At 68.7% G+C, this 22,112-nt stretch carries 20 protein-coding genes and 1 tRNA gene; 9 read left to right on the top strand and 12 right to left on the bottom strand.

The window, feature by feature from the left end; all coding sequences use genetic code 11:
• Nucleotides 1-20: 20 nt before the first annotated feature.
• From QFZ67_RS24535 to QFZ67_RS24525, 3 genes are all read left to right on the top strand, one after another.
• A tRNA-Lys gene (locus tag QFZ67_RS24535) sits at nt 21-94 on the top strand.
• 393 nt (nt 95-487) lie between these two features.
• Nucleotides 488-2,443 carry a cellulose synthase catalytic subunit gene (locus QFZ67_RS24530; RefSeq protein WP_307663225.1) on the top strand — a complete coding sequence of 652 codons (1,956 nt, stop codon included), beginning with the start codon at nt 488-490 and terminating at the stop codon, nt 2,441-2,443.
• A gap of 35 nt (nt 2,444-2,478) precedes the next feature.
• Nucleotides 2,479-4,380: a kelch motif-containing protein gene (locus tag QFZ67_RS24525; protein ID WP_307665950.1), complete on the top strand. Its 1,902-nt coding sequence runs from the start codon at nt 2,479-2,481 to the stop codon at nt 4,378-4,380.
• A 237-nt stretch (nt 4,381-4,617) separates the two neighbouring features.
• Here QFZ67_RS24525 and QFZ67_RS24520 read toward each other — a convergent pair whose 3' ends face one another.
• From QFZ67_RS24520 to QFZ67_RS24495, 6 genes are all read right to left on the bottom strand, one after another.
• Complete coding sequence (locus tag QFZ67_RS24520) at nt 4,618-5,625, bottom strand: glycoside hydrolase family 6 protein (protein WP_307665949.1); 1,008 nt, start codon at nt 5,623-5,625, stop codon at nt 4,618-4,620.
• A 418-nt stretch (nt 5,626-6,043) separates the two neighbouring features.
• On the bottom strand, nt 6,044-6,712 hold the full coding sequence (locus QFZ67_RS24515) for a class F sortase (RefSeq protein WP_307663224.1): 669 nt from the start codon (nt 6,710-6,712) through the stop codon (nt 6,044-6,046).
• Between the two features lies 1 nt (nt 6,713).
• On the bottom strand, nt 6,714-7,577 hold the full coding sequence (locus QFZ67_RS39145; RefSeq protein WP_373430122.1) for a hypothetical protein: 864 nt from the start codon (nt 7,575-7,577) through the stop codon (nt 6,714-6,716).
• Nucleotides 7,578-7,670: 93 nt separating this feature from the next.
• Entirely contained in the window at nt 7,671-8,450 is a 780-nt protein-coding gene (locus QFZ67_RS24505; RefSeq protein WP_307663223.1) for an HAD-IIA family hydrolase, read from the bottom strand.
• Between the two features lie 302 nt (nt 8,451-8,752).
• A complete protein-coding gene (locus QFZ67_RS24500) occupies nt 8,753-9,790 on the bottom strand; it encodes a hypothetical protein (RefSeq protein ID WP_307663222.1) in 1,038 nt (345 codons plus the stop codon).
• Nucleotides 9,791-9,919: 129 nt separating this feature from the next.
• A complete protein-coding gene (locus QFZ67_RS24495) occupies nt 9,920-11,029 on the bottom strand; it encodes an ROK family transcriptional regulator (RefSeq protein ID WP_307663221.1) in 1,110 nt (369 codons plus the stop codon).
• 55 nt (nt 11,030-11,084) lie between these two features.
• Between QFZ67_RS24495 and QFZ67_RS24490 the strand changes: the two genes are divergently transcribed.
• Nucleotides 11,085-12,239 carry a Gfo/Idh/MocA family oxidoreductase gene (locus QFZ67_RS24490; RefSeq protein ID WP_307663220.1) on the top strand — a complete coding sequence of 385 codons (1,155 nt, stop codon included), beginning with the start codon at nt 11,085-11,087 and terminating at the stop codon, nt 12,237-12,239.
• Nucleotides 12,236-12,742 (top strand): heme-degrading domain-containing protein, encoded by a 507-nt coding sequence (locus QFZ67_RS24485; protein WP_307663219.1) that lies wholly within the window; start codon nt 12,236-12,238, stop codon nt 12,740-12,742. Before QFZ67_RS24490 ends, QFZ67_RS24485 begins: the two co-directional genes overlap by 4 nt.
• A gap of 182 nt (nt 12,743-12,924) precedes the next feature.
• Here the strand turns inward: QFZ67_RS24485 and QFZ67_RS24480 are convergent, their stop codons facing one another.
• From QFZ67_RS24480 to QFZ67_RS24465, 4 genes are all read right to left on the bottom strand, one after another.
• On the bottom strand, nt 12,925-13,785 hold the full coding sequence (locus QFZ67_RS24480; RefSeq protein ID WP_307663218.1) for a fumarylacetoacetate hydrolase family protein: 861 nt from the start codon (nt 13,783-13,785) through the stop codon (nt 12,925-12,927).
• A 126-nt stretch (nt 13,786-13,911) separates the two neighbouring features.
• A complete protein-coding gene (locus QFZ67_RS24475) occupies nt 13,912-14,646 on the bottom strand; it encodes a YidC/Oxa1 family membrane protein insertase (RefSeq protein ID WP_307663217.1) in 735 nt (244 codons plus the stop codon).
• Nucleotides 14,647-14,735: 89 nt separating this feature from the next.
• Nucleotides 14,736-15,038, bottom strand: a complete 303-nt coding sequence (locus QFZ67_RS24470; RefSeq protein WP_307663216.1) for a DUF6412 domain-containing protein — start codon at nt 15,036-15,038, stop codon at nt 14,736-14,738.
• A 64-nt stretch (nt 15,039-15,102) separates the two neighbouring features.
• Nucleotides 15,103-15,993 carry a class E sortase gene (locus QFZ67_RS24465; RefSeq protein WP_307663215.1) on the bottom strand — a complete coding sequence of 297 codons (891 nt, stop codon included), beginning with the start codon at nt 15,991-15,993 and terminating at the stop codon, nt 15,103-15,105.
• Between QFZ67_RS24465 and QFZ67_RS24460 the strand changes: the two genes are divergently transcribed.
• From QFZ67_RS24460 to QFZ67_RS24450, 3 genes are all read left to right on the top strand, one after another.
• The gene (locus QFZ67_RS24460) at nt 15,992-17,005 is read left to right on the top strand and encodes an SEC-C domain-containing protein (protein ID WP_307663214.1); all 1,014 of its coding nucleotides are present in this window, start codon (nt 15,992-15,994) and stop codon (nt 17,003-17,005) included. The two genes, QFZ67_RS24465 and QFZ67_RS24460, sit on opposite strands and share 2 nt — an antisense overlap.
• 67 nt (nt 17,006-17,072) lie before the next feature.
• Nucleotides 17,073-18,053: a NaeI family type II restriction endonuclease gene (locus QFZ67_RS24455; protein WP_307663213.1), complete on the top strand. Its 981-nt coding sequence runs from the start codon at nt 17,073-17,075 to the stop codon at nt 18,051-18,053.
• 66 nt (nt 18,054-18,119) lie between these two features.
• Nucleotides 18,120-18,593: a very short patch repair endonuclease gene (locus tag QFZ67_RS24450; RefSeq protein ID WP_307663212.1), complete on the top strand. Its 474-nt coding sequence runs from the start codon at nt 18,120-18,122 to the stop codon at nt 18,591-18,593.
• Here the strand turns inward: QFZ67_RS24450 and QFZ67_RS24445 are convergent.
• Together QFZ67_RS24445 and QFZ67_RS24440 are read right to left on the bottom strand one after the other, a co-directional pair.
• The gene (locus QFZ67_RS24445) at nt 18,504-19,739 is read right to left on the bottom strand and encodes a DNA cytosine methyltransferase (RefSeq protein ID WP_307663211.1); all 1,236 of its coding nucleotides are present in this window, start codon (nt 19,737-19,739) and stop codon (nt 18,504-18,506) included. The genes QFZ67_RS24450 and QFZ67_RS24445 overlap by 90 nt on opposite strands.
• Nucleotides 19,740-19,831: 92 nt before the next feature.
• Entirely contained in the window at nt 19,832-20,386 is a 555-nt protein-coding gene (locus QFZ67_RS24440) for an HNH endonuclease (RefSeq protein ID WP_307663210.1), read from the bottom strand.
• Nucleotides 20,387-20,672: 286 nt separating this feature from the next.
• Between QFZ67_RS24440 and QFZ67_RS24435 the strand changes: the two genes are divergently transcribed.
• The gene (locus QFZ67_RS24435; RefSeq protein WP_307663209.1) at nt 20,673-21,761 is read left to right on the top strand and encodes a DNA cytosine methyltransferase; all 1,089 of its coding nucleotides are present in this window, start codon (nt 20,673-20,675) and stop codon (nt 21,759-21,761) included.
• Nucleotides 21,762-22,112: the final 351 nt, after the last annotated feature.

The raw sequence follows: 22,112 nt of genomic DNA, 5'->3' as shown, positions 1-22,112 counted from the left end.
AAAGTTCGCCAGGTCAGCAGGCGCCGCTAGCTCAGTTGGTTAGAGCAGCTGACTCTTAATCAGCGGGTCCGGGGTTCGAGTCCCTGGCGGCGCACGCAGTGTCGAGGCCCTCTCACCACAGGTGAGGGGGCCTTGGTCGTTCCCGCGGCCATTTCCGCCCACCCCCGCACTCCCGCACACCCCTTCGGCAAGGGTCTCGTAAATCGCTTGTTTGACCGATTACACACCCATTTCCACCCTTGCGGTCACAGCGGGGGTCGGAGAACCTGTTGGGGGTCAATGCCACCAATAGGCCACCCGTTAAGCGTAGTTGGGGGTGTTTTGGATGCCGCAGGTATCGCTGCAACCGGCAGGTGACTGCTCTATGTCTGTAGGGATGGTGGCCCGCCACTGATGCGTCCAGGGCCGCGGGTCCAGGGGGACCGCGCTCAGGACGGACCGACCGACCACATAACACGCAGCCAGCATGCGTGCGGGGGGATGACTCATGACGTCGACACCACGCGGCGCCCGGCAGCCCAACAACCCTTCCAGAACGGTTCAGCTCCGGATACCCGCGCATCTGCGCACCGGCGGCCACCGGCTGCGCCCCAAGAAGGCGCTGTCCCGGTACGACTACGAGCACTACAGCCGGCTCGCCGGCCCCCTCACCGAGCCCGACCCGGCCAAGCCGTACACCGTGCAGTATCGCTCGCTGCTCTCGCAGGAGCCGCACCGCATCCAGGCAGCCCTGCTGCTCAGCGCGGCGCCGCTGGTGTCACTGGGCCTGTTCGCCTGGCTGATGCAGCCTCAGCACTGGACCGAGCGCGACCCTAACCTCAAGAACGACACGCTGCTCATCCTCGACATCGTCATGCTCGTCTCGATCGGCCTGATCGAGCTCTTCCGCACGATGAACGTCCTGTCGAACGCGCACGCGACGCTGGTCGCGCGTGACCCCGTCCCGGTGGTGCCCGAGCCCGGAACCAAGGTCGCCTTCCTCACCTCCTTCGTACCGGGCAAGGAGCCCCTGGAGATGGTGACCAAGACCCTGGAGGCGGCCGTCAGGCTGCGCCACCGCGGGCTGATGCACGTCTGGCTGCTCGACGAGGGCGACGACCCCGACGTCAAGGCGGTCTGCGCGCGCCTCGGCGTCCACCACTTCTCCCGCAAAGGCATCCCGCACTGGAACCAGGCCAGGGGCGCGCACAGGGCCAGGACCAAGCACGGCAACTACAACGCCTGGCTCCAGGCGCACGGCGACGACTACGACTTCTTCGCCTCCGTCGACACCGACCACGTCCCGCTGCCCAACTACCTGGAGCGGATGCTCGGTTACTTCCGCGACCCGGATGTCGGCTTCGTCATCGGGCCGCAGGTGTACGGCAATTACGACACGTTCGTCACCAAGGCCGCCGAGTCGCAGCAGTTCCTCTTCCACGCCCTGATCCAGCGCGCGGGCAACCGCTACGGCGCGCCCATGTTCGTCGGCACCTCCAACGCCGTACGGATCAAGGCGATCAAGCAGATCGGCGGCCTGTACGACTCGATCACCGAGGACATGGCGACGGGCTTCGAGATGCACCGCGCCCGCAACCCCGAGTCGGGCAACAAGTGGCGCTCGGTCTACACCCCGGACGTGCTCGCCGTCGGCGAGGGCCCGACCGCCTGGACCGACTTCTTCACCCAGCAGCTGCGCTGGTCCCGCGGTACGTACGAGACGATCCTCAAGCAGTACTGGAAGGGCTTCTACTCGCTGCCCGCGGGCAAGCTCTTCAACTACACGATGATGATCATCTTCTACCCGATGTCGGCCCTCAACTGGATCCTGGCAGCGCTGAGTTGTGCGCTGTTCCTGGGCGTGGGCGCCTCGGGTGTGCAGATCGACCCGGTGATCTGGATGATGCTGTACGGCAATGCCTCGGCCCTCCAGATCGGCCTCTACATCTGGAACCGCCGCCACAATGTCTCGCCGCACGAGCCCGAGGGCTCCGGCGGACTCGCGGGCATGATGATGTCCGCGCTCTCCGCGCCGGTCTACGCACGCTCGCTGATGGACGCCGTACTGCGCCGCAAGAGCTCGTTCGTCGTGACCCCCAAGGGCGACTCGTCCAGTCCGGACACGCTCTTCGGCACCTTTCGGATCCATCTCTTCTTCATCCTCGTCTTCGGCGGATCGCTCGGCTCCTCCTTCTATTTCGGGCACAACCATCCGGCGATGATCACCTGGGCCACGCTGGCGCTGCTGATCACGGCGGCTCCCATCGTCGCGTGGCGGCACGGCGTCCGCGCGGAGAAGAAGAAGCGCGGCAGGCAGGAGGACGGCGAGTGGGAGGACGGCGGGCAGCCGCCGGCCGGGCATCCTCAGGCCCATGTGCCGCAGCAGCGGCAGGGCGCCGCTGCCGAACAGACCGCCGCTGCCGAACAGACCATGCAGGTCGCCATTGGGGGACGTGAAAAGTGAACTACTACCCTCCAAGCGGCCGCCGCGCCCGCCGCATGGCGACAGGTGCGGCGGTTGTGGTGACGCTGGCCGCGTTCAACGGGCCCGCGCTGTGGCGGTTCGGCTCGGAGCAGTACCACGACTTCAAGATCAACCAGCCGGACTACAAGGCCGAGAACGGCCATTGGGACTATCTCGACGTCCCCTCCGAGTACCGCGTCAACACCATCCACGCGGCCCTGCTGCACACCGGCAAGGTGCTGCTGATCGCCGGCTCGGGCAACAACCAGAAGAACTTCGACGCGAAGAAGTTCGAGTCGGTGCTGTGGGACCCGGAGACCGATGAGTTCAAGAAGATCCCCACACCCAAGGACATGTTCTGCGCCGGGCACACTCAGCTGCCCGACGGGAAGCTGCTGGTCGCGGGCGGCACAAAGCGGTACGAGAAGCTCAAGGGCGATGTGACCAAGGCCGGCGGCCTGGTGATCGTCCACAACGAGGACCCGGACGAGCCCAAGACACTGCCCGCGGGCACCAGGTTCACCGGCAAGGAGAACGGCAAGACCTTCGTCTCCAGGGACCCCGTCCTGGTGGAGAAGGCGAAGAAGATCTTCGACAAGAACACCGGCAGGTTCCTGCGGACCGAGGCGGGGCTCGGCCGGATCTATGTCGAGGCCGAGGCGTCGGGCAAGGACTACGAGACCGGCACCGAGGACAACTACCGGGTGCAGGGCCTGAGGGGCTCCGACGCCCGCAATGTCTACGGCATCGCGCAGAAGCTCGCGCTCGACAAGAAGGACTTCCAGGGCATCAAGGAGGCCTACGAGTTCGACCCGGTGGCGGAGAAGTACATCACCGTCGACCCCATGAACGAGGCCCGCTGGTACCCCACGCTGACCACCCTGAAGGACGGCAGGGTCCTCTCGCTCTCCGGTCTCGACGAGATCGGGCAGATCGTCCCCGGCAAGGACGAGATCTACGACCCGAAGACCAGGACCTGGAAGTACACCGGGATCATCCGGAAGTTCCCCACCTACCCGGCGATCTTCCTGATGGACAACGGCAAGCTCTTCTACTCCGGCTCCAACGCCGGATACGGACCGGCCGACGTGGGCCGTGAGCCGGGCGTCTGGGACCTGGCAACGAACGAGTTCGACAAGATCCCCGGGCTGAGCGACCCCGACAGGATGGAGACCTCCGCGACGGTCATGCTGCCGCCCGCCCAGGACCAGCGGTTCATGGTCATCGGCGGCGGCGGGGTCGGCGAGTCCGAGAAGTCCAGCGAGAAGTCCCGTGTGGTGGACCTCAAGGAGAACAACCCCCGCTTCACAGAGGGCGCTTCCCTGGAGAAGGGCACCCGCTATCCGAGCGCCTCGCTACTGCCGGACGACTCCGTCCTGGTCACCGGGGGCTCGTCGGACTACCGGGGGCGCGGCGGCTCCAATGTCCTCCAGGCGCGTACGTACGACCCGAAGTCCGGTACGTACAAGCGGGTTGCCGACCCCCAGGTGGGGCGCAACTACCACTCGGGCTCGGTGCTGCTCCCGGACGGCCGCGTCATGGCCTTCGGCTCGGACTCGCTGTTCGCGGACAAGACCAACACCAGGCCGGGCGTCTTCGAGCAGCGCATCGAGATCTACACCCCGCCGTATCGCTACCGGGGCTCCAGGCCCGAGGTGAGCGGCGGCCCGAAGTCGATCGAGCGCGGAGAGAGCGGCGAGTTCAAGGTGAGGGCGGGCGGCCCGGTGAAGTCGGCCAAGCTGATGCGGCCGAGCGCTGTCACGCATGTCACCGACGTCGATCAGCGCTCCATCGCGCTCGGCATGAAGAGAACGGCGGACGGCGTCCAGGTCACCGTGCCCAAGAACCGGGCGCTGGTGCCGTCGGGCTGGTACATGCTCTTTGTGACGGGCGAGAAGGGGACGCCGTCCGAGGGCGTGTGGGTCGAGGTCCCATAACTGGGGCTCCGCCCCAGACCCGTGCCTCAAACGCCGGCGGGGCTTGTTTTCGGGGCTCCCCCCGAACCCCGCGCCTCAATCGCCGGCCAGGCTTGATTTGCCCGGGCGGGCTTCAAGTTTCCGCCGGACGGGCGGGAATTCAAGCCCGTTGGGGGTCCCCCGGACGAAGTCTGGGGGAGTTTGAGGCGCGGGGTCCGGGGGCGGAGCCCCGGTTACGGGAAGGAGCCCGCGCGCCGCCTAGTTCGTCGCGCGGGCCAGGCCGAGCGCGTACTCCGGCCACCACTCCCCCGCCTTGGGCCCGCCCCTGCAATCCCCGTCCGACTCCCCCGGGCGCTTCACCCACAGATACGCGTCGACCAGCGGGTCACCGGTGTCCGTGGTCGGCGCCTCGCCGAGCGCGCGGCCCGGCGGATTGCACCAGTTCTCCTTAGGATCGCCGCTGGTGTACGGGCCATTGCCGTTGCGGCTTGTGTCGATGACGAAGTGCTTGCCGCCGACCTTCGCGGAGAGCTTCTGGCCGAACTCCTTGCTCGCCGCGGTCGGATAGAAGTTGGAGACATTGACGGCGAAGCCGTCCGCCGCCTCGATGCCCGCCCGCTGGAGCGGATCGAAGAGCGCGTCGGGCTGGGACCAGCCGGCGTTGCCCGCGTCCAGGTACACCTTGGTGTTCGGCTGCCGCTTCAGCCGCTCCACAGCGTCCTTGAGCAGGTCGAAGCGCTCCTCGTGGAACTCCTGCGGCGTACAGGAGTCCACCAGATGCAGCACCGCGTCCGGCTCCAGGATCACCGTGGCCCGCCGGTCGCCGATGCCCGTCGCGACCTGGTCGACCCAGGCGCGGTAGGCGCTGCCGTCGGCCGCGCCGCCCTTGGAGAACTGTCCGCAGTCGCGGTGCGGGATGTTGTAGAGCACCAGCAGCGCGTCCCGGTCGGCCTTTGCGGCCGCCTCGGTGTAGCCCTTGGCCTCGGCCCCGGGGTTGTCCGGGCCGATCCACTCGCCGACCGGCTGATCGGCGATCTTCTTGATCAGCTCGGCGTTCTTGTCGTCGCCGTCGTTGCGGTAGGCGGCGACCTGCTTGGCGGCGTTGCCGTCGGGGTTGACCCAGTACGGATCGTTCCCCTTGGGCTGCTGGCTCGCCGCCGGTCTCCTGTCCTTGCCGTCGTCGGAGGAACAGCCTGCGAGCAACAGCACCGCCCCCGCCGCGACCGCCCCCGCCCTGGCACGTCGGCCGGACCAACTGCCGTACATCCGCTCCCCCTTGCAGCCGGACAAGTCAGGTCGAATCCATCGTGGCACACCCCGGCGGAGGGTCACGAGCCCCGCCGGAGCACCGTGGACAGGCTGTGACAACGCGGCGGACGGGAGCGGACGGGGAACGTGGGGCACAGGGGAGGCACGAGGGTCACGGGGGAGGCGACGACTTCCCGACATGGCGTCATTCAGCCTCTAGGCCGGGCCCGTTCGCGGCCCTAGAGTGTCCGGCAACCGCCCCGGCCGCTGGCGGGACCGCAACCGGACCTTCCGCACCTCCCGCGCCGGCGCCGGGCTTCTCCCGCAGCCCGAGCACCCGCGGTTGAGGACCCGGCTCGGCCGGCGGCTCTGGGGGGAGCATGTCGTCGGCCGAGCCGGGTTGCAGACAGCGCCCGTCCGGCGGCGGAGGACTCCGCTAACCCTTGGTGACCCCGGTCAGGTAGGCAGAGACGACCACGTTGGCGGTGTACGCGCGGGTCTCGCGGTCGAAGGTGCCTCCGCAGGTGATCAGCCGCAGTTCCGCGCGCCCGTCCTTGCGCGGGCCGTAGACCTTCTGCGCGTCGAACCGGTCCTGGTCGACGACCTGGACGTCGTCGATGGTGAACTCCGCGACCGAGCCGTCGGCCCTGGTCACCTGGACTTTCTCGCCCGGCCGGGCCGAGCTCAGACCGTAGAAGACGGCCGGTTTCGTCTCGGTGTCGACATGGCCGACGAGCAGCGCCGTGCCCGCCGCGCCCGGCTGCGTACCGCTGTCGTACCAGCCGACCGTGTGCGGCATGGCGTACGGCGGCGGATCCACGGCGCCCGTGACGTCCAGGCCGCGCGGGACGACCGGGGCGGTGATCCCTATCGACGGAATGGACACCTGGTCCGGCCTGGCCGGGTCCAGCGGGTCGTGGGCGGGCGGCAGCGGCACGCCCAGCGGCCGGCCGACCGCGGCCACGTCGCCGGTGGTGGGCGCGGAGCTTCCGCCGGGGCCGTCGGTCATCTCACGGCCCCAGAGCCAGAGCCCGAGCAGGAGTACCGCCCAGGCCACTCCGGTGAGCAGCCGGCCGTTCCCGGCCGGGCGATCGGCGGAGGACATGTCAGTCCGAATCCGATCGGCGCCGCCGTGAGCTGCGGAAAGCCACGGCGACCGCTGCCGCGCCCGCGAGGACCAAGCCGATCACGGTGTGCGGGATGCCGGGGCCGGCCTCGGCCGGGTCCGGCGGGCCATCGGCCGCGAGGGCGGCCGTGCCGCCGCCGCCCGCGCGAACCGGCGCGAAGGGCGTCGAGTCGTCGGTCGACTCGTCCGACTCCTCCTCGTCCGACTCCCCCTCGTCCGACTCCTCTGTGGGCTCGTACGACTGCTCCGTCGGATGGTCTCCCCGCTTGGACGACTCGTCCGGCCGCTTGGACGACTCTTCCGACTGCTTGGTCGACTCGTCCCGCCGCTTGGTCGACTCCTCTGCCCGCTTGGTCGGCTCGTCCCGCCGCTTGGCGGGCTCATCAGCCCGCTTGGTCGGCTCGTCCGGCCGCTCCGTCGAGTGGTCCGGCCGTTTCGTCGGCTCGTTCGGCCGCTTGGTCGGCTCGTCCGGCCGCTCCGTCGGCTCGTTCTGGACGACCTGGACGCGGGCCGATACCGGGTGCTCACGGCCGTCGCAGGTGACGCCGATGTTGTACGTGCCGGGCTCCACGGAGGATTTCACGGTCGTCTCGCCGAACAGCTGGGTGCCCGCACCATTGCGGCTCGCCAGCGCGGCGTACGCGACGAACCCCTGGGACCTGGCAGCTCCGGTCATGCCCTGGCAACCGGAGACGAGGACCTCCACCTCGCCGCCGGGGGCGACCTTGGACGGGACGACCGTGACCTTCACAGAATCGGCGGCGTACGCGGCCGCGGCGGTCGGCGCCAGGACGAGTACGGCAGCCACCCCTGCGGCACGGAAAGTAACCAAACCTGAACGCATCGTGAACCTCCTGATACGGAAAGATTCACGCGTCCGGGCCGTTTTCGCATCCGCAGGAGCGGCTCAGTAGTCCGATTGTGCCCTCTGACGTGCTCAGATGCGGTCGACGAGATCCGCGATCGAGTCGACGACCGTGGAAGGCCGGAAGGGATACCGGTCGACGGCCTCGGGGGTGGTGAGCCCGGTGAGCACCAGGAAGGTCTCCATACCCGCTTCCAGTCCGGCCAGCACGTCGGTGTCCATCCGGTCGCCGATCATCGCGCTGGTCTCGGAGTGCGCGCCGATGGCGTTCAGCCCGGTCCGCATCATCAGCGGGTTCGGCTTGCCCGCGAAGTACGGGTCCTTGCCGGTCGCCTTGGTGATCAGCGCCGCGACCGCGCCGGTCGCGGGCAGCGGGCCCTCGGCGGAGGGGCCGGTCTCGTCCGGGTTGGTGCAGATGAACCGGGCCCCGGCGTTGATCAGCCGGATCGCCTTGGTGAGCGCCTCGAAGCTGTACGTACGGGTCTCGCCGAGCACCACATAGTCGGGGTCGTGGTCGGTCAGGACATAGCCGATGTCGTGCAGGGAGGTGGTCAGACCCGCCTCACCGATGACGTACGCCGTGCCGCCGGGACGCTGGTCGTCCAGGAACTGCGCGGTGGCCAGCGCCGAGGTCCAGATGTTCTCCACGGGCACGTCCAGGCCCATCCGGGCGAGCCGTGCGTGCAGGTCGCGCGCGGTGTAGATGGAGTTGTTGGTCAGCACCAAGAACGGCTTCCCGGTCTCCCGCAGCCTCTTGATGAAGGCGTCGGCGCCCGGGATCGGCACGCCCTCGTGGATCAGGACACCATCCATGTCGGTGAGCCAGGATTCGATCGGCTTGCGCTCTGCCATCAGACGGACTCCTGCCGTACGCAGTGTGCTGTGGACGCCGGAGGCACGGCCCTGTGAGTCTCCGGCATCCCCAGCCTAGTCAGGCTGGGCTGATCTTGACCCCGTCGATGACCGGACGGGCTCGGCACGGACCTGAACTGACCAGACGCGTCGCGGAGTTGGAGTCGGCCCTCAGTTCCGGTTGCCCAGGTGCACCGTCCCGCATCTCCCGGGGGACAACCCCCGGACCCCCAGCAGAACCACCCGCGGGCGGCCCTCAGCCCCCGTTGCACCAGGGGATGTTCGCAGATGTACGAGAACGATCAGCGTCGGCCCTTGGGCCGCCACCGGGACGCGAGCACCAGAGCCCCGCTGCCCAGCAGGACCGCGCCGAAGGCGGCGCCGAGGAGGACCAGGGAGCCGGTGCCGGTGCCGGTGGCGGCGAGCTCGTCAGGGGTGACGCCCGCGTCGATGCCGGAGTCGTCGCCGCCGAGGACGGCGAAGCGGTAGTCGCCGGACTCTCCGACCCAGTCGCCGTCGTCGCCCTGCCGCTGGACGACCGCGGCGTTGACCGTGACCTCGTTGGGCGGGGCGTCGGTGGCGAGCCTGAGCCGGACTTTGGCGGTGACGGACTTGCGGGCCGGGACGGCGAAGCCGGGGAAACGGCCCTCGCCGTCGAGTACGCCGACGACCTCGCCCTCGGCGGTCGTCTCGAGGACGACGGGGCGCCAGAGGGCGGCCTCGTCGTCGTAGAACTCCAGCGTGATCCGGGGCGGGGTGAGACCGGGGTCGCGTCCGGTGAAGATGATCACGGGGTGGATGTTCTGGCAGGCCTCGCCGGTGGTGTTGGCGAGTTCGACGGACCAGGGCTCGAAGCCGCCGCCGGGGCGGTGGACGGACGCGCCGCCGAGGACGCGGGTGTCGATGGGGAAGTCGGGGTCGGATGCCTTGCCGCAGGTGGGCTGCCGGCCGGCGGGGTTCTCCTGCTGGGTGGGGAGGGCGGTGGCGGCGGGCGGCTCGCCGGGTTTGTCCGCGGGCGGGGCCTGCGGTGTGGCCGCGGGCGCGGCGATGGCATCGGCGGCGGGGCGTGCGGCCAGGCCCCGGGTCATGAAAGCCGCCGCCGTCCCAGTCATCGCGGCCGTCCCAGTGATCGCCGCCGTCCCAGTCATCGCGGCCGTCGCCGTCGAGCTGGTGAGCGCCGTGTCGGCCGCGGGGCGCGGGGCTGCGGGGCGCGGGGCCACGGGAGCGGCTGCCGTCACTGCCGTCGCCGGCGTCGCCGCTGTCGCGGTCGCGGCGGTGAGCGCCGCGGGCGCGATGGCGGCTGCGGTGACGCCGACGGTGAGGGCATAGCGCAGTCGCATGAGGGGCCTTTGCTGATCGCCTACGGCTGGGGGATCGCCCGGCCGTGCCCCAAAACCTTCCCCCCGCGCGCGCGTGGGGACACGGCTCCGGCTCTCCTTGGGGCCGAACAGCCGCGCAACTCCGCCCTATCAGCGTATTTTCGGTCCGGTAGGTGACGCCTCGGCGTGGCCGAACAGGGGCGCGAGCACCAGCTGCGCGGCGCCCTCCGCGACGATGTGCGTGCCGCCTTCAGCGAGGGCCACGGGGACGCGGACGCGCTCGCCGACTCCCCGTACGAACGGCTCGGCTGCCGCGGTCACGGCCCGGCCGCCGAGCAGCACCCGGTCGATGTCGAGCAGCTCGACGAGGTTCGCGGCGCCGATCCCGAGGACACCCGCGGCCCGGTCGATGTCGCCGCGCCCGACGGCGGCGAGGCAGAGCGCCTCGATACAGCCGCTCCTGCCGCAGCCGCACTCGGGCCCGTCGAGCTGGATGACCTGATGCCCGAACTCCCCCGCCCCGGTGCGCGCACCCCGGTAGAGCGCCCCGCCGAGTACGAGGCCCGCGCCCAGCCCCGTACCGAGATGGAGATACGCGAACGAGCCCCCGGGCCCACGCAGGGCGAGTCCGAGGGCGGCGGCGTTGGTGTCCTTGTCGAGCACGACGGGCAACCCGAGCCGCGCACCGAGAGCGTCCCGGAGCGGGAACCCGTCCCACTCGGGAAACCCGGTGACGCGGTGGGGCACGCCGGCCCAGTGGTCGAGCGGCCCGGGCATGGCAACACCGACACCAAGCACGCGCCCGGCCGACGGGACCGCCTCGGCCTCCGCCGTCGCCGTCGTCGCCAGGACCGCCTCGATCTCCGCCGCCGCAGCCTCCAGGACCGCCTCTGCCCCCGCCCCCAGGTCCAGCGGCACCGTACGCGCCACGACCAGCGTGCCCGACAGGTCCAGCAGGACCGTCGTCAGCTCGTCGCGGTCCAAGTGCAGGCCCATCGCGTGCCCCGCCGACGGGACCAGGCGCAGCAGCGTGCGCGGCTTGCCTCCGGTCGACGCGCGACGGCCCGTCTCCACCACCAGGCCACCCTCCCGCAGGCGCGCGGTGATCTTGCTGACCGCCTGCGGAGTGAGCCCGGTGCGCTCGGCCAGTTCGATCCGGCTGATGCCGCCCTCCCCGGCCGTACGCAGCAGATCGAGCACCAGCGCCGCGTTGCGGCTGCGCAGCACGGGCAGATTCGCTCCGTTGACGGTCCTGTTCACGGACCCATTGTCCCCTGCGCTTGCACTTTGGCAACACCGTTGTTTAAGTGGAACCATGACTGGCACCGACACCCGCAGCCCTCTCCGCGTCGGACTCGTCGGCTACGGCCTGGCGGGCTCCGTATTCCATGCCCCGCTGATCGCCGCCACCGAGGGCCTCGCCCTCGACACGATCGTCACCTCGAACCCTGAGCGGCGGGAGCAGGCCCGCGCCGAGTTCGGCGACGACATGCGCTTCGCGGCCTCGCCCGACGAGCTGTGGAAGCGCGCGGGCGAGCTCGACCTCATCGTCATCGCCTCCCCCAACAAGACGCACGTCCCGCTCGCCACCGCCGCGCTCAAGGCTGGCCTCCCGGTCGTCGTGGACAAGCCGATCGCCGGCACCACCGCCGAGGCGCGCGAGCTCGCCGCCCTCGCCGAGGAGCGCGGTCTGCTGCTCTCGGTGTTCCAGAACCGCCGCTGGGACAACGACTTCCTCACTCTCCAGCAGCTGATCGCGGACGGCGAGCTCGGCGACGTACAGCGCTTCGAGTCCCGCTTCGAGCGGTGGCGTCCGCAACTCAAGGGCGGCTGGCGCGAGTCCGGCGACCCGGAGGAGATCGGTGGTCTGCTGTACGACCTGGGCAGTCATGTCGTCGACCAGGCGCTGACCCTGTTCGGCCCGGTCGTGCGGGTCTACGCCGAGGCGGACGTACGCCGCCCGGGCGCCCAGACCGACGACGACACCTTCATGGCGCTCACGCACGCGAACGGAGTGCGCTCGCACCTGTACATGAGTGCTGCGACCGCGCAGCTCGGCCCGCGCTTGCGGGTGCTGGGCTCGACGGCCGGATATGTGAAGTACGGGCTGGACCCGCAGGAGGCCGACCTGCGCGACGGCAAGCGCCCGACGCCGGGCAAGAGCTGGGGCGTCGAGCCCAAGTCGCTGTGGGGCCGGATCGGCGCTGGGGGCACCTCCCAGGGCGAAGCCTCTGGGGGAGAGTCCCCGCAGACCGGCATGGGGTCTCCCCAGGGCGAAGCCCGAGGGGAAGGCAGCCCGGTCGAGACGGTGCCGGGCGACTACCCGGCGTACTACGCGGGAATCGCCACGGCCCTGCGCGACGGTACGCCCCCGCCGGTCACCGCACATGAAGCGGCGGCAGCGCTGGACGTCCTGGAGGCCGCGCGCCGCTCAGCCCGCGAGGGCGTCACGGTGGAGGTCTCCGCATGACCGCGCCCAAGCCCGCGACGCCCGGGCCCGCGCCCACGCCCACGCCGCTCACCGTCGACGAGTTGGTCGCCCAGGAACGCAGGCTGACAGTGCGGCGGTTCACGAACGACGACGGCTGGGCGCTCGGCAGCATGCTGGTCGAGATGGGCTACTTGCGGCAGGCGCCGGTCGCCATCGACATCCGCCGCGGGGCGCAGCAGCTCTTCCACTGCGCGCTGCCGGGGTCGAGCGCGGACAACGACGCGTGGATCGACCGCAAGCGCCGGGTCGTCGAGCGGTACGGCGAGAGCTCGTTCCTGGTCGGCGCCCGCCACCGCGCGAAGGGCACGACGTTCGAGGAGTCCTCGCGCCTGGACCCGGATCTGTACGCGGCCCACGGCGGATCGTTCCCGATCTCGGTCGCCGGCGTGGGCGTCGTCGGCACGGTCACGGTCTCGGGCCTGCCCCAGGCGGAGGACCACGCGATGGTGGTCGAGGCGTTGGAGCGGTTCATCGCGACGTGACGGCGGCGGGCGAGCTGCGGCTCGCTCAAAGACCCACAGACCAGGGCCGCGGGGACATCCCCCGTACCTCCGCGGCCCTTCCCCGACCCGCGGCTGCGGACTCCCCCGCCCGCAGCCGCGGGTTATGCCTCCGCGCCCTTGCCTCCGCGCCCTTGCCTACGCGTCCTTGCCTACGCGTTTGCCTACGCGTCCTTGAGCTCCTGGCGCTGGCGGCCCAGACCCTCGATCTCCAGCTCCACCACATCCCCGGCCCGCAGGAACGGCTTCGGCTCCGGCTGCCCCAGCGCCACCCCCGCCGGCGTCCCGGTGTTGATGACGTCCCCGGGGTACAGCGTCATGAACTGGCTGACGTACCGCACGACCTCCGCCACCGAGAAGATCTGGTCCGCGGTCCTGCCGTTCTGCTTCAGCGCGCCGTTGACCCACAGCTTCAGGCTCAGCGCCTGCGGATCCGGGACCTCATCGGCCGTCACCAGCCACGGGCCCAGCGGGTTGAACGTCTCGCAGTTCTTGCCCTTGTCCCAGGTGCCGCCGCGCTCGATCTGGAACTCACGCTCCGAGACGTCGTGCGCGACCGCGTACCCGGCGACGTACGACAGCGGGTCCTCGTCGTCCTCCACATAGCGGGCCGTACGCCCGATCACGACCGCGAGCTCGACCTCCCAGTCGGTCTTGCGGCTGCGGCGCGGCACCAGCACGGTGTCGTTCGGCCCGACCACCGTGTCGGCGGCCTTGAAGAAGACGACCGGCTCGGCCGGGGCCTTGGCGCCCGTCTCCGCCGCGTGATCGTGGTAGTTCAGCCCGATGCACACGACCTTGCCGATCCGGGCGACCGGCGCTCCCGTACGGAGACCGTCGGCGTCCAGCACGGGCAGCTCGCCCGCGTCCGCCGCGGCCCGTATCCGGGCGAGGGCGGACGCGTCGGCGAGCAGCTCCCCGTCGATGTCCCTGACAAGGCCCGACAGGTCGCGCAGGGTCGTCCCGTCCTGGTCCAGCAGGGCGGGTCGCTCGGCGCCCGGTGTACCGACACGTAGCAGCTTCATGGTCTGTCTCCCCTGGTCGAGATTGTGAGCCCGGGCGACGGGTAGCGGCCATCGAGGGATCGGAGGGTTGGCTGATCCTCCAAGACATCGGACCACCCTGCAAGACCCCGTTCACAACCTGGACCTTTACACCGCGGTAGCAAGGGAACCCGCGACCGGCATGTCCCGGTAGAGGAACGCCCGCTCGACCGCCGTCCAAGTGGTGCTGGTGACGACATAGAGCGCGGCGGCCAGCGGCACCCACGCCACGGTGAGGAGGGTCGCGAAGGAGAGCAGCGGCATGACCTTCACCATCGCCCCCATGCCGGGCACCTGCTGGTCCATGGTCGCGCCCGCCATCTGCTGCTTCGTACGCCGGTAGTTGTACGTCGCCACGGCCGCGACGATCACGAACAGCGCGACGTACACCAGCCCCGCGCCCCCGAAAACCCCGCCGTGCGCGAGCGCGTCGGTCCACCTGTCCCCCAGCGGCGCGGCGAAGAGGGTGTGCGTGAGCAGGCCGTTCGGCTCGCCGCCGATCTGTCCGCTCGAGAACAGGTGGTACATCAGGAAGAACGCGGGCACCTGAAGCAGGCTCGGCAGGCAGCCGGAGAAGGGCGAGACCTTCTCCTTCGCATGCAACTCCATGAGCGCCTGCTGCATACGGTCCGGGTTCTTGGCGTGCTTCTTGCGCAGCTCGGCAATCTGCGGCGAGAGCCTCGCCTTGGCCTTCTGGCCGCGGGCGGCCGCCCGCGACAGGGGATGGACGGCCAGCCGTACGAGCGCGGTGAAGACGACGATCGCGGCGGCGGTGGCGGATGCGTGGAACAGCGGCTGGAGCAGGTCGGCGAGGTGCGCGACCAAGCTGGCGAAAACGGACATGGGTGAGCCCTCCGAGGGTCTCGTCGTGCCGGGATGAGGACATGGCGGCATGACGACCCGCGAGGGGTGTGTGGTGCGAGTGGGTGCCCCTACGCGGCCGTCGGAACGGCACGCCCGGGCGCTCGGGGCCTGGTCCGGCCCTTCGCGTCGGGATCGCGCTGCGGCAGGAAGGCGGTGCGCTGCTCACGGTCGCGGATGGCGGTGCGAACCCGGGTGCGCGGCACGGCGGGTGCGCAGCGCGCGCTGATCACGGCGCAGACGACGAGTGCGGAACCGGCGGCAGCGGTGGCGGTCGCGGCGAGCGCGACCGCGGCGGTCAGGCTGCCGCCGTCGATGAGCAGGACCTCGAGGAGAAGCAGCAGCAACGCGGCGGGACGGAGCAGCCGCGTCATACGACCGACCATGATCCCCCCTCGCCTTCCTTCGCTGCTTTCCTCACTGCTTCGAACCCTCAGCCTAGCGCGGGCTCATCGACTTCAACGTCCCCCATACGACAAGCCGGTACTTGGAGCTGTACTCGGGCGTGCAGGTGGTGAGTGTGAGGTAGTACCCGGGCTCGCTGTACCCGGCGTCCGGTTTCACGATGCTGCGCGGCACACGCGCGATCACTCCGGTGTCCCGGGGCGAGGTCTGCGACACCCCCTGGTCGACCACGTACACATAGACCCCGTTGCGCGTCTCGACCTTGATCTCGTCGCCGCCGCGCAGCCGGTTGATGTACCGGAAGGGCTCGCCGTGCGTATTGCGGTGCCCGGCGACGGCAAAGTTCCCGGCCTCACCGGGCTGGGCGGTCTGCGGATAATGCCCGATATACCCCTTGTCGAGGACACCCTTCTTACCAATGCCCTGCGCGACGGGAGCGACGACGCCCAGGCGGGGTATGCGGAGGACGGCGTAGGCCTGGTCCCAGCGGGGCGCGGTTCTCCGCGCGGCGGGTTGATCACGGACGGGGGGCTCGGCGGCTCCGCCCGGCGCGGTCTCATCGACCACGTCCCCCGTGTCCTGAGGAACGTCCTCCCCCCTATCCCCCGTATCGCCGGCAGGGCCCTCCCACTCCCGCTCCAGAGCCTGGACCCTGTGCTCGGCGCCCTCCCGGGCCTGCCGATTGGTCCACCACAACTGATGCACGACGAGGAGGAGTACGACGACCCCGAGGGTGACGGCGACCTCGGCCCCGGCCCACAGCCCATGGGCGAGCGTGGCCCGCCGCCGCGAGCTGCGCCCTTGCACCACGACCGGTATCCGCTCCCGCACGGCGGCACGATAGGTGCTGATCCCCCAAGTCACCAGACCCGTGAATCGGCTCATCCCCGCCGAACCCCCGTACAGCAGTACGGTGTCCACCATGCGCCCCGACACGCCTGCTGATCACATCACCGAAGCCGAGCGCCTGCTGCGTACCGCGGAGCAGTACCCCGCGGACCATGAGCCACTCCTCCTCCAAGCCGTGGCCCATCTCGAGCTGGCAGGCGACCGCGAACGCGCCTCGACCCTCTACGACCGCATGCTCGCGGCCGACCCCGAGCACCCCCTGCTGATCAAGGCCCTCCAGGCGGCGAACCTCTGGGAGTACGGCCACGAGGCCGAGGCCCGCGCCCTGATCAACGGCATCCGCACGGCGGCCCCGGCGGACGCCGCGCCCTGGGAGATCATCGCCGAGACGCTGGAGTCCCACGACGAGCTCGAGGCGTCCCACGACTGCTTCACGACAGCGCTCACCCTGCTCCTCCCCGCGGGCGACGACGAGCCCGTCCCGTACAACATCCAGTCCCTCCTCACGGGCCGCCACCGCGTCCGCCGCCTGCTGGGCCTGCCCCACGACGAGTGGGACGCCCTGGCCGACCGCGGCCACGCGTCGAACATCTCCCTGGACGAACTCCACGACCCGAAACGCCTGTGGGCCCTCGGCTCCGACAACCCGGCAGAACTCCAGGCCGAAATCGCCCGCCTGCGATCCGAACTGGGCTCGTACCGCTCGGCGCTGTCCCGCCCCTTCCCGGTGGCGGTCCTCCACTGGCCGGAGTCCGAACTGAACGAACTCCTCGCGGCCTACCCGGAGTTGGAATCGGAATACCCGACGCACACGGCCCACCTGACGGACCTCGAGGCGTCGCTGCGAGACCTGTCCTCCACGGGCACGGGGAATCTGGGCATCGTGACGGGGACGGTCCCGTCGTACGAGGCGTTCGCGGCCTCGGAACAGTCATCCCCGGCAAACGCGGACCTGCTCCCGCAGTACGCAACGACGCTGGCGGCAAGAGGCCGGGCGGTGGCGTGGCCGCCGGCGAAGGGGGCGTCTTGCTGGTGCGGGTCGGGGGCGGCGTACCGGGACTGCCATGGGGGGCCGGTGCAGGGCTGAGGCCGCCAGGCCGGGATGCCTGCTGTCCTCCCAACCGGTCCCCCGCGGAGCCGGCTTAGATGACCCCGTGACAGATCTGACTGAAGATCCCTCTCGCGGTGTCCACGACACCGAACTGGAGTTGGTAGCCGCCCATCTGGCCAGCCTCGACCATGACGGCCAGCGGTTTGCTGACGTCCTGCGAGCGACGCTCGACCAGCTACTGGACGGGCGCCGCAACGGACGCTACGAGTACCAAAAACTGCACAAAACCGAGAAGACCCACATGGGGACTCTCGTTGAAATCAACCTGCACAGAGAGTTCGAGTTCGACGACGGAGACGTCACCGACTACCGCATAGCTGGGGTCGAGGTGGACTGCAAGTTCTCCCAGCGCATCGGGGGCTGGGAGATGGGCCCAGAGATGGTTGGCCACCTATGCCTGGTGGTAACAGCCAGCGATCAGAACAGTTCGTGGCGGGCCGGGCTTGTCCGCGCCACCGAAATGCATCTTCGCTCCGTTCAGAACCGCGATGCTAAGCGAAGGCTCAATGAGGCTGGTGTAGCCGCCATCCGCTGGCTCTGGCCCGAGCACGGGAAACTTGCGGAAAACCTGCTTCTACACCTTGATCCCGAAACATGTAAGCGCATCATGAATGCGGAGGGTCGCAATCAGCGGCACGGTCAAGCCAGAATCTTCCAGCTCTTTAGAGAAGTCCGAGTCCAAGGGATCATTCTCCGGAGAACGATCATTGAGACTGTTGGCCACGGCCTCGACGATCCGATGAAGCGTGCCCGAGGTAACGGGGGCGCCCGCGACGCACTGCGGCCAGACGGAATTCTGGTTCTCGGCCATCAAGATAATGATCCTCTGGTGGCTCGGGCATTAGGTTTGCCAGTTCCAAAGAAGGGTGAGCTTGTTGCCGCCCGCGTTACACCGGCCCCGGCGATTCCAGACGAACGGCCCACGGCTGAAGTCAATGGCACTTACTGGGTAGTTGCGAGGTCGGAAGATGAGCCGATTGCAGCGCCCGTCATTCCTCGGAAACGGGCTGAAGGTAACCTGTGAGGCAGGCTCGTGGCTGGCCTGCCTGAAACCGCCCTTTGCAGTGGGAAGCATCGCTAGGACTGAACAGTGACCGACCCATGGAATCCTCCAGCTGGCTCGTGGGCCTCATCCGCTGCCCGTCGCCGCAACATGCAAGCGATCCGCAGCCGGGATACTAAGCCGGAGCGGCTTCTTCGCCGCCTGCTCCACGCCCAGGGTTTGCGGTACCGCGTAGCCGCTAAGCCGCTCCCCGATCTGCGCCGGACGGCAGACATCGTCTTCGGGCCAACGAAGGTGGCCGTATTTATCGACGGCTGCTACTGGCACGGCTGCCCCGAGCACTACGTCCCACCGAAGACCAACCCTGGTTACTGGTCAGGCAAGGTCGCGGGCAACATGGCCCGCGACCGTGACACTGACCGCCGTCTCACTGAAGCCGGCTGGACGGTCCTGCGCTTCTGGGAGCACGAGTCACCCGACAAGTGCGCGAGCGCAGTCCTCCGCGTCGTCCTCGATCGCCGGAAGCGCCTGCTGGAGCGGAAGCTCAGGAGCGACGAGTGACGGGTCATCTTCCGGCTCGAAGTCCGGCCTTGGGTCTTCGCGCAGTGGCCCGGTGCGAGTCAGCGCCTCCTTGATGCATTCGCCGACCGCAGCCGCGACAGGCGGCGGGAACGCGTTGCCGACCTGCCTGTAACGAGCGGTTTTACCGCCGCCAGTGAACTTCCACTCTTCAGGGAAGCCCTGGATGAGAGCAGCCTGTTCAACGGTGAGCTTTGGCCCTCTCTTCAGGGTGCCGAGGTCACGATCAGGGTCGATCATCTTGTCCTCGTCGTTGGCTACGCCCATAGCATCGACGCCGAGTGCAGCCCATGCCTTCTTTGCCCTCGTGGGACCAAGATCCGCGCCACCGTGCTTTTTGGATCCACCGACGAGCGTGGGAGCGACTGTGCCAAGTTCCGCCTGGCTAAGCCACTTTCTGAAACGCGCAGAGTCTTCGCCAAGCCTCCGCTTCATAGAGGGCGTCAGCGTTTCCGCTACTGTCACGATCTTTCCCTGCGGCTCCGGCCAGTCAAAGCCCCGGTATTCGTCCTCGCGGATTGCGACCAGGATGGCCCGCGGCCGGAGCTGAGGCACGCCAAAGTCACGAGCTTCCAAGACCCGCCAACCACAGATGACATAGCCAGCCTTGCGCAGCCGGTTTTTGATGTGGTTGCGGTAGTAGCGGAACTTACGCTCTGGCTCAACCAGCCCTCGCACGTTCTCGATCATGACCGCACGCGGCTGGAGCTGCTCCACAAGGGCGAGCATCCTGGGGAACAGATCACGATCGTCCTCACGGCCGAGCTGCTTCCCTGCCGTCGAGAACGGCGGGCAGGGCACGCCACCAGCGAGGAGATCAAGTTGTCCCGGCTTGATCAGCTCCACTTCATCAGACGTGGCACGTTTGCCCTCGTCGTAGGGGTCGGGAGCGGGCACTTCCTCGAGCGGGTGGAACTCCTTCACGTCGGCCTCACGGATCAAGCAATGATCCCTCTCCCAGCGCCACTTGGGATGGTTTTTGATGTTCTCCCTCAGCGTCTCCGCGGCATGCTTGTCGATCTCAACCAGCGCAAGGTGCCGGAAGCCAGCCTGGTGAAGCCCTACAGCTTGGCCACCGGCACCCGCGCAGATCTCAATCGAGGTCAGCTTGTGGTCGGTGGTACCCATCGGCTCCTCCTGGGGCGGTGATGACAGACACGCAAGTGTCGCATCCCGCACCGACAGGAACCACGAGACCAGCCGTAAGCCACAGGGGACGCTCAGCTCCTCATGAGTGCTTCCAGGTCCTTCTCGAGCTCCTCACGCACAGCAGCCGGGAGCTGCCGGTACATTCCCCACGCCTTCTCCGCTGGGCTCAGAGGACGATGGTCGACCTTCATCCATGCCAGCAGGTCGCGCTTGCCACGTAGTGGGAGCTCCTTCATCCGGTCCCAGACCTGCTCCTTGGTCATCTGCACACCAGTGAGGTGTTTCACTGTCTCGTTGCAGCGGGCGCACTCCGTGATCAGGTCTTCGGCATTCGCCCCATTGCCCGACTTGTGCGGATTGACGTGGCCGAGCGTAAGACGCGCATGGACCCCCGGATCGTCGGCGTACTCCTCGCCTGCGGCGACTCCGCAGCGACGGCACATGTGGCCGTCGCGTTCGTACACGAAGCGCCTCGTCTTCGCGCTGATCTGGCGCAGGCCGGCAGCGCGGTGTTCCGCCTCCCAGATCGGCAGCCCGATCTTCTCCAGATACAGCTGGTCCGGCTGAAGGCTGGGCTTGTCGCGATACGTGAGGATCACCCAGCCCGCGGGACGCAGATCCCGCATACGACGGTCAACCTGCTCGGTCCCCCTGACCGCCTCCCGGATTCGGGCCTTGGAGAACGTTCCCCCTTCGCCAACCTCGTCACGCAGCCATAGTGCGACTCGGACGCGGGCCCCGAGTGACTCGTTCTGCCAGCTCAGCCCCATGTCGACCACAGTTCCACCAATCGCTCAAACATCCGAATGCTACCCCCTTCGAGGGAGCACAGTAGCTTGCCGCCACTTGCCGCGGCAAGTGGCGGCAAGCTGTGAGCGATAGCGATCGCAGCACCAAAGCGGGAGGAACACCATGCGGAACCAGCTCGGCACCGCCACCCAGAACCGGGCGCTCACATGCATCGAAGTCTGCGCCGGCGCCGGAGGTCAGGCCCTGGGTCTAGAGCGTGCCGGTTTCGAACACATCGCACTTGTCGAAGTGGATGCAGACGCCGCGAACACCCTGCGCATAAACCGTCCGCACTGGAACGTTCTCCACACGGATGCCCGGAATCTCCTCGCTCACGATCTCCGTCCTGCCGACCAGAGCGTCGATCTGCTCGCTGCGGGCGTCCCCTGCCCGCCGTTCTCGCTCGCAGGCAAACAACTCGGCGCAGACGATGAGCGAGACCTGTTCCCCGTCATGCTGGCGCTGGCCGCCAGGCTCCGGCCGCATGCCGTCCTGATCGAGAACGTCAAAGGGATCCTGCAGAAGAAATTCGACAGCTACCGCACGGCTATTCTTCGCCAGTTAGAGGATCTCGGCTACGCCACCAGCTGGCGCCTGCTGCGCGCCTGTGACTTCGGGGTGCCTCAACTCCGGCCACGCTCGGTCCTCGTTGCCATGCGGCCGACCGCATTCACTCGCTTCAAGTGGCCAGAGCCGACGTCCTGCCCAGATACCGCGCCTTCAGTGGGCAGCGTCCTCTTCGAGTCCATGGCTTCGCGAGGCTGGGAACAGGCCCGCGAGTGGGCGGACTCCGCGAGGCGCATCGCGCCCACTCTCTGCGGTGGCTCACGAAAGCACGGCGGTCCCGACCTTGGCCCTTCCCGCGCCCGGCAGGCCTGGGCCCAACTCGGCGTCAACGGATCCAGCGTCGCCGACGCTCCGCCCCTGCCCGGAGCACTGCTGCCGGTAAAGCTCACCGTGGCCCAGATAGCGCTGCTTCAGGGCTTCCCTCCAGACTGGGCATTCACCGGCCGCAAGACTTCGGCTTATCGGCAGGTGGGAAACGCGTTCCCACCGCCGGTTGCAGAGGCCGTTGGCCGCAGCGTTGCCAGCGCACTGACTCAGACCAGTACCCCGGAGGTCTGCATCCCCCACACCGGGCGGCTCGGAAGCGAACTATCCGGCAGGAGCTTCCAGCCAGCCTCCATTGAGAGTCCCGGCGTGATGGCCTGAGCCGGAACGGCAAGACGCGCAGATTCCCAGCTGCCGTTCCTGGTCCGGTCTTCCGGGACAGCCGCGTGAAGCCACCGTCGGCTGACGGTGGCCACGTTCAATGCGCTGCCGTCAGCGCCAACGAGGACGGCAGCCATGCTCCACTCGGCATCCGTCAGCATGACCTCGTACTCGTGACGCGTGAGATGGACCAGCAGCCGGGTCGGGTCGGTCGTGGACTTGACCTCCAGATGCGCGAATTCTGAGCCGGACAGGGCCGCCTCGATGTCGTATCCGTACGCGTCCGAGAGTGCTGCCACATGTCTGACCCGCAATAACCCGCCCCGGAAGAGCAGTCCGAGGAGCGCCTGC

The organism is Streptomyces sp. V1I1 (assembly GCF_030817355.1).
Taxonomy (GTDB): Bacteria; Actinomycetota; Actinomycetes; order Streptomycetales; family Streptomycetaceae; genus Streptomyces.
Note: the sequence above shows the minus strand (reverse complement) of the source record. Positions and strands in the feature narration are given on the sequence as shown.

Excerpts from the sequence above, each read along its gene's own strand:
- QFZ67_RS24530 (WP_307663225.1), top strand. The coding sequence starts at position 488 with ATGACGTCGACACCACGCGGCGCCCGGCAGCCCAACAACCCTTCCAGA.
- QFZ67_RS24525 (WP_307665950.1), top strand. The coding sequence starts at position 2,479 with ATGGCGACAGGTGCGGCGGTTGTGGTGACGCTGGCCGCGTTCAACGGG.
- QFZ67_RS24520 (WP_307665949.1), bottom strand. The coding sequence starts at position 5,625 with ATGTACGGCAGTTGGTCCGGCCGACGTGCCAGGGCGGGGGCGGTCGCG.
- QFZ67_RS24515 (WP_307663224.1), bottom strand. The coding sequence starts at position 6,712 with ATGTCCTCCGCCGATCGCCCGGCCGGGAACGGCCGGCTGCTCACCGGA.
- QFZ67_RS39145 (WP_373430122.1), bottom strand. The coding sequence starts at position 7,577 with ATGCGTTCAGGTTTGGTTACTTTCCGTGCCGCAGGGGTGGCTGCCGTA.
- QFZ67_RS24505 (WP_307663223.1), bottom strand. The coding sequence starts at position 8,450 with ATGGCAGAGCGCAAGCCGATCGAATCCTGGCTCACCGACATGGATGGT.
- QFZ67_RS24500 (WP_307663222.1), bottom strand. The coding sequence starts at position 9,790 with ATGCGACTGCGCTATGCCCTCACCGTCGGCGTCACCGCAGCCGCCATC.
- QFZ67_RS24490 (WP_307663220.1), top strand. The coding sequence starts at position 11,085 with ATGACTGGCACCGACACCCGCAGCCCTCTCCGCGTCGGACTCGTCGGC.
- QFZ67_RS24485 (WP_307663219.1), top strand. The coding sequence starts at position 12,236 with ATGACCGCGCCCAAGCCCGCGACGCCCGGGCCCGCGCCCACGCCCACG.
- QFZ67_RS24480 (WP_307663218.1), bottom strand. The coding sequence starts at position 13,785 with ATGAAGCTGCTACGTGTCGGTACACCGGGCGCCGAGCGACCCGCCCTG.
- QFZ67_RS24475 (WP_307663217.1), bottom strand. The coding sequence starts at position 14,646 with ATGTCCGTTTTCGCCAGCTTGGTCGCGCACCTCGCCGACCTGCTCCAG.
- QFZ67_RS24470 (WP_307663216.1), bottom strand. The coding sequence starts at position 15,038 with ATGACGCGGCTGCTCCGTCCCGCCGCGTTGCTGCTGCTTCTCCTCGAG.
- QFZ67_RS24460 (WP_307663214.1), top strand. The coding sequence starts at position 15,992 with ATGCGCCCCGACACGCCTGCTGATCACATCACCGAAGCCGAGCGCCTG.
- QFZ67_RS24465 (WP_307663215.1), bottom strand. The coding sequence starts at position 15,993 with ATGGTGGACACCGTACTGCTGTACGGGGGTTCGGCGGGGATGAGCCGA.
- QFZ67_RS24445 (WP_307663211.1), bottom strand. The coding sequence starts at position 19,739 with ATGGGTACCACCGACCACAAGCTGACCTCGATTGAGATCTGCGCGGGT.
- QFZ67_RS24440 (WP_307663210.1), bottom strand. The coding sequence starts at position 20,386 with ATGCGGGATCTGCGTCCCGCGGGCTGGGTGATCCTCACGTATCGCGAC.
- QFZ67_RS24435 (WP_307663209.1), top strand. The coding sequence starts at position 20,673 with ATGCGGAACCAGCTCGGCACCGCCACCCAGAACCGGGCGCTCACATGC.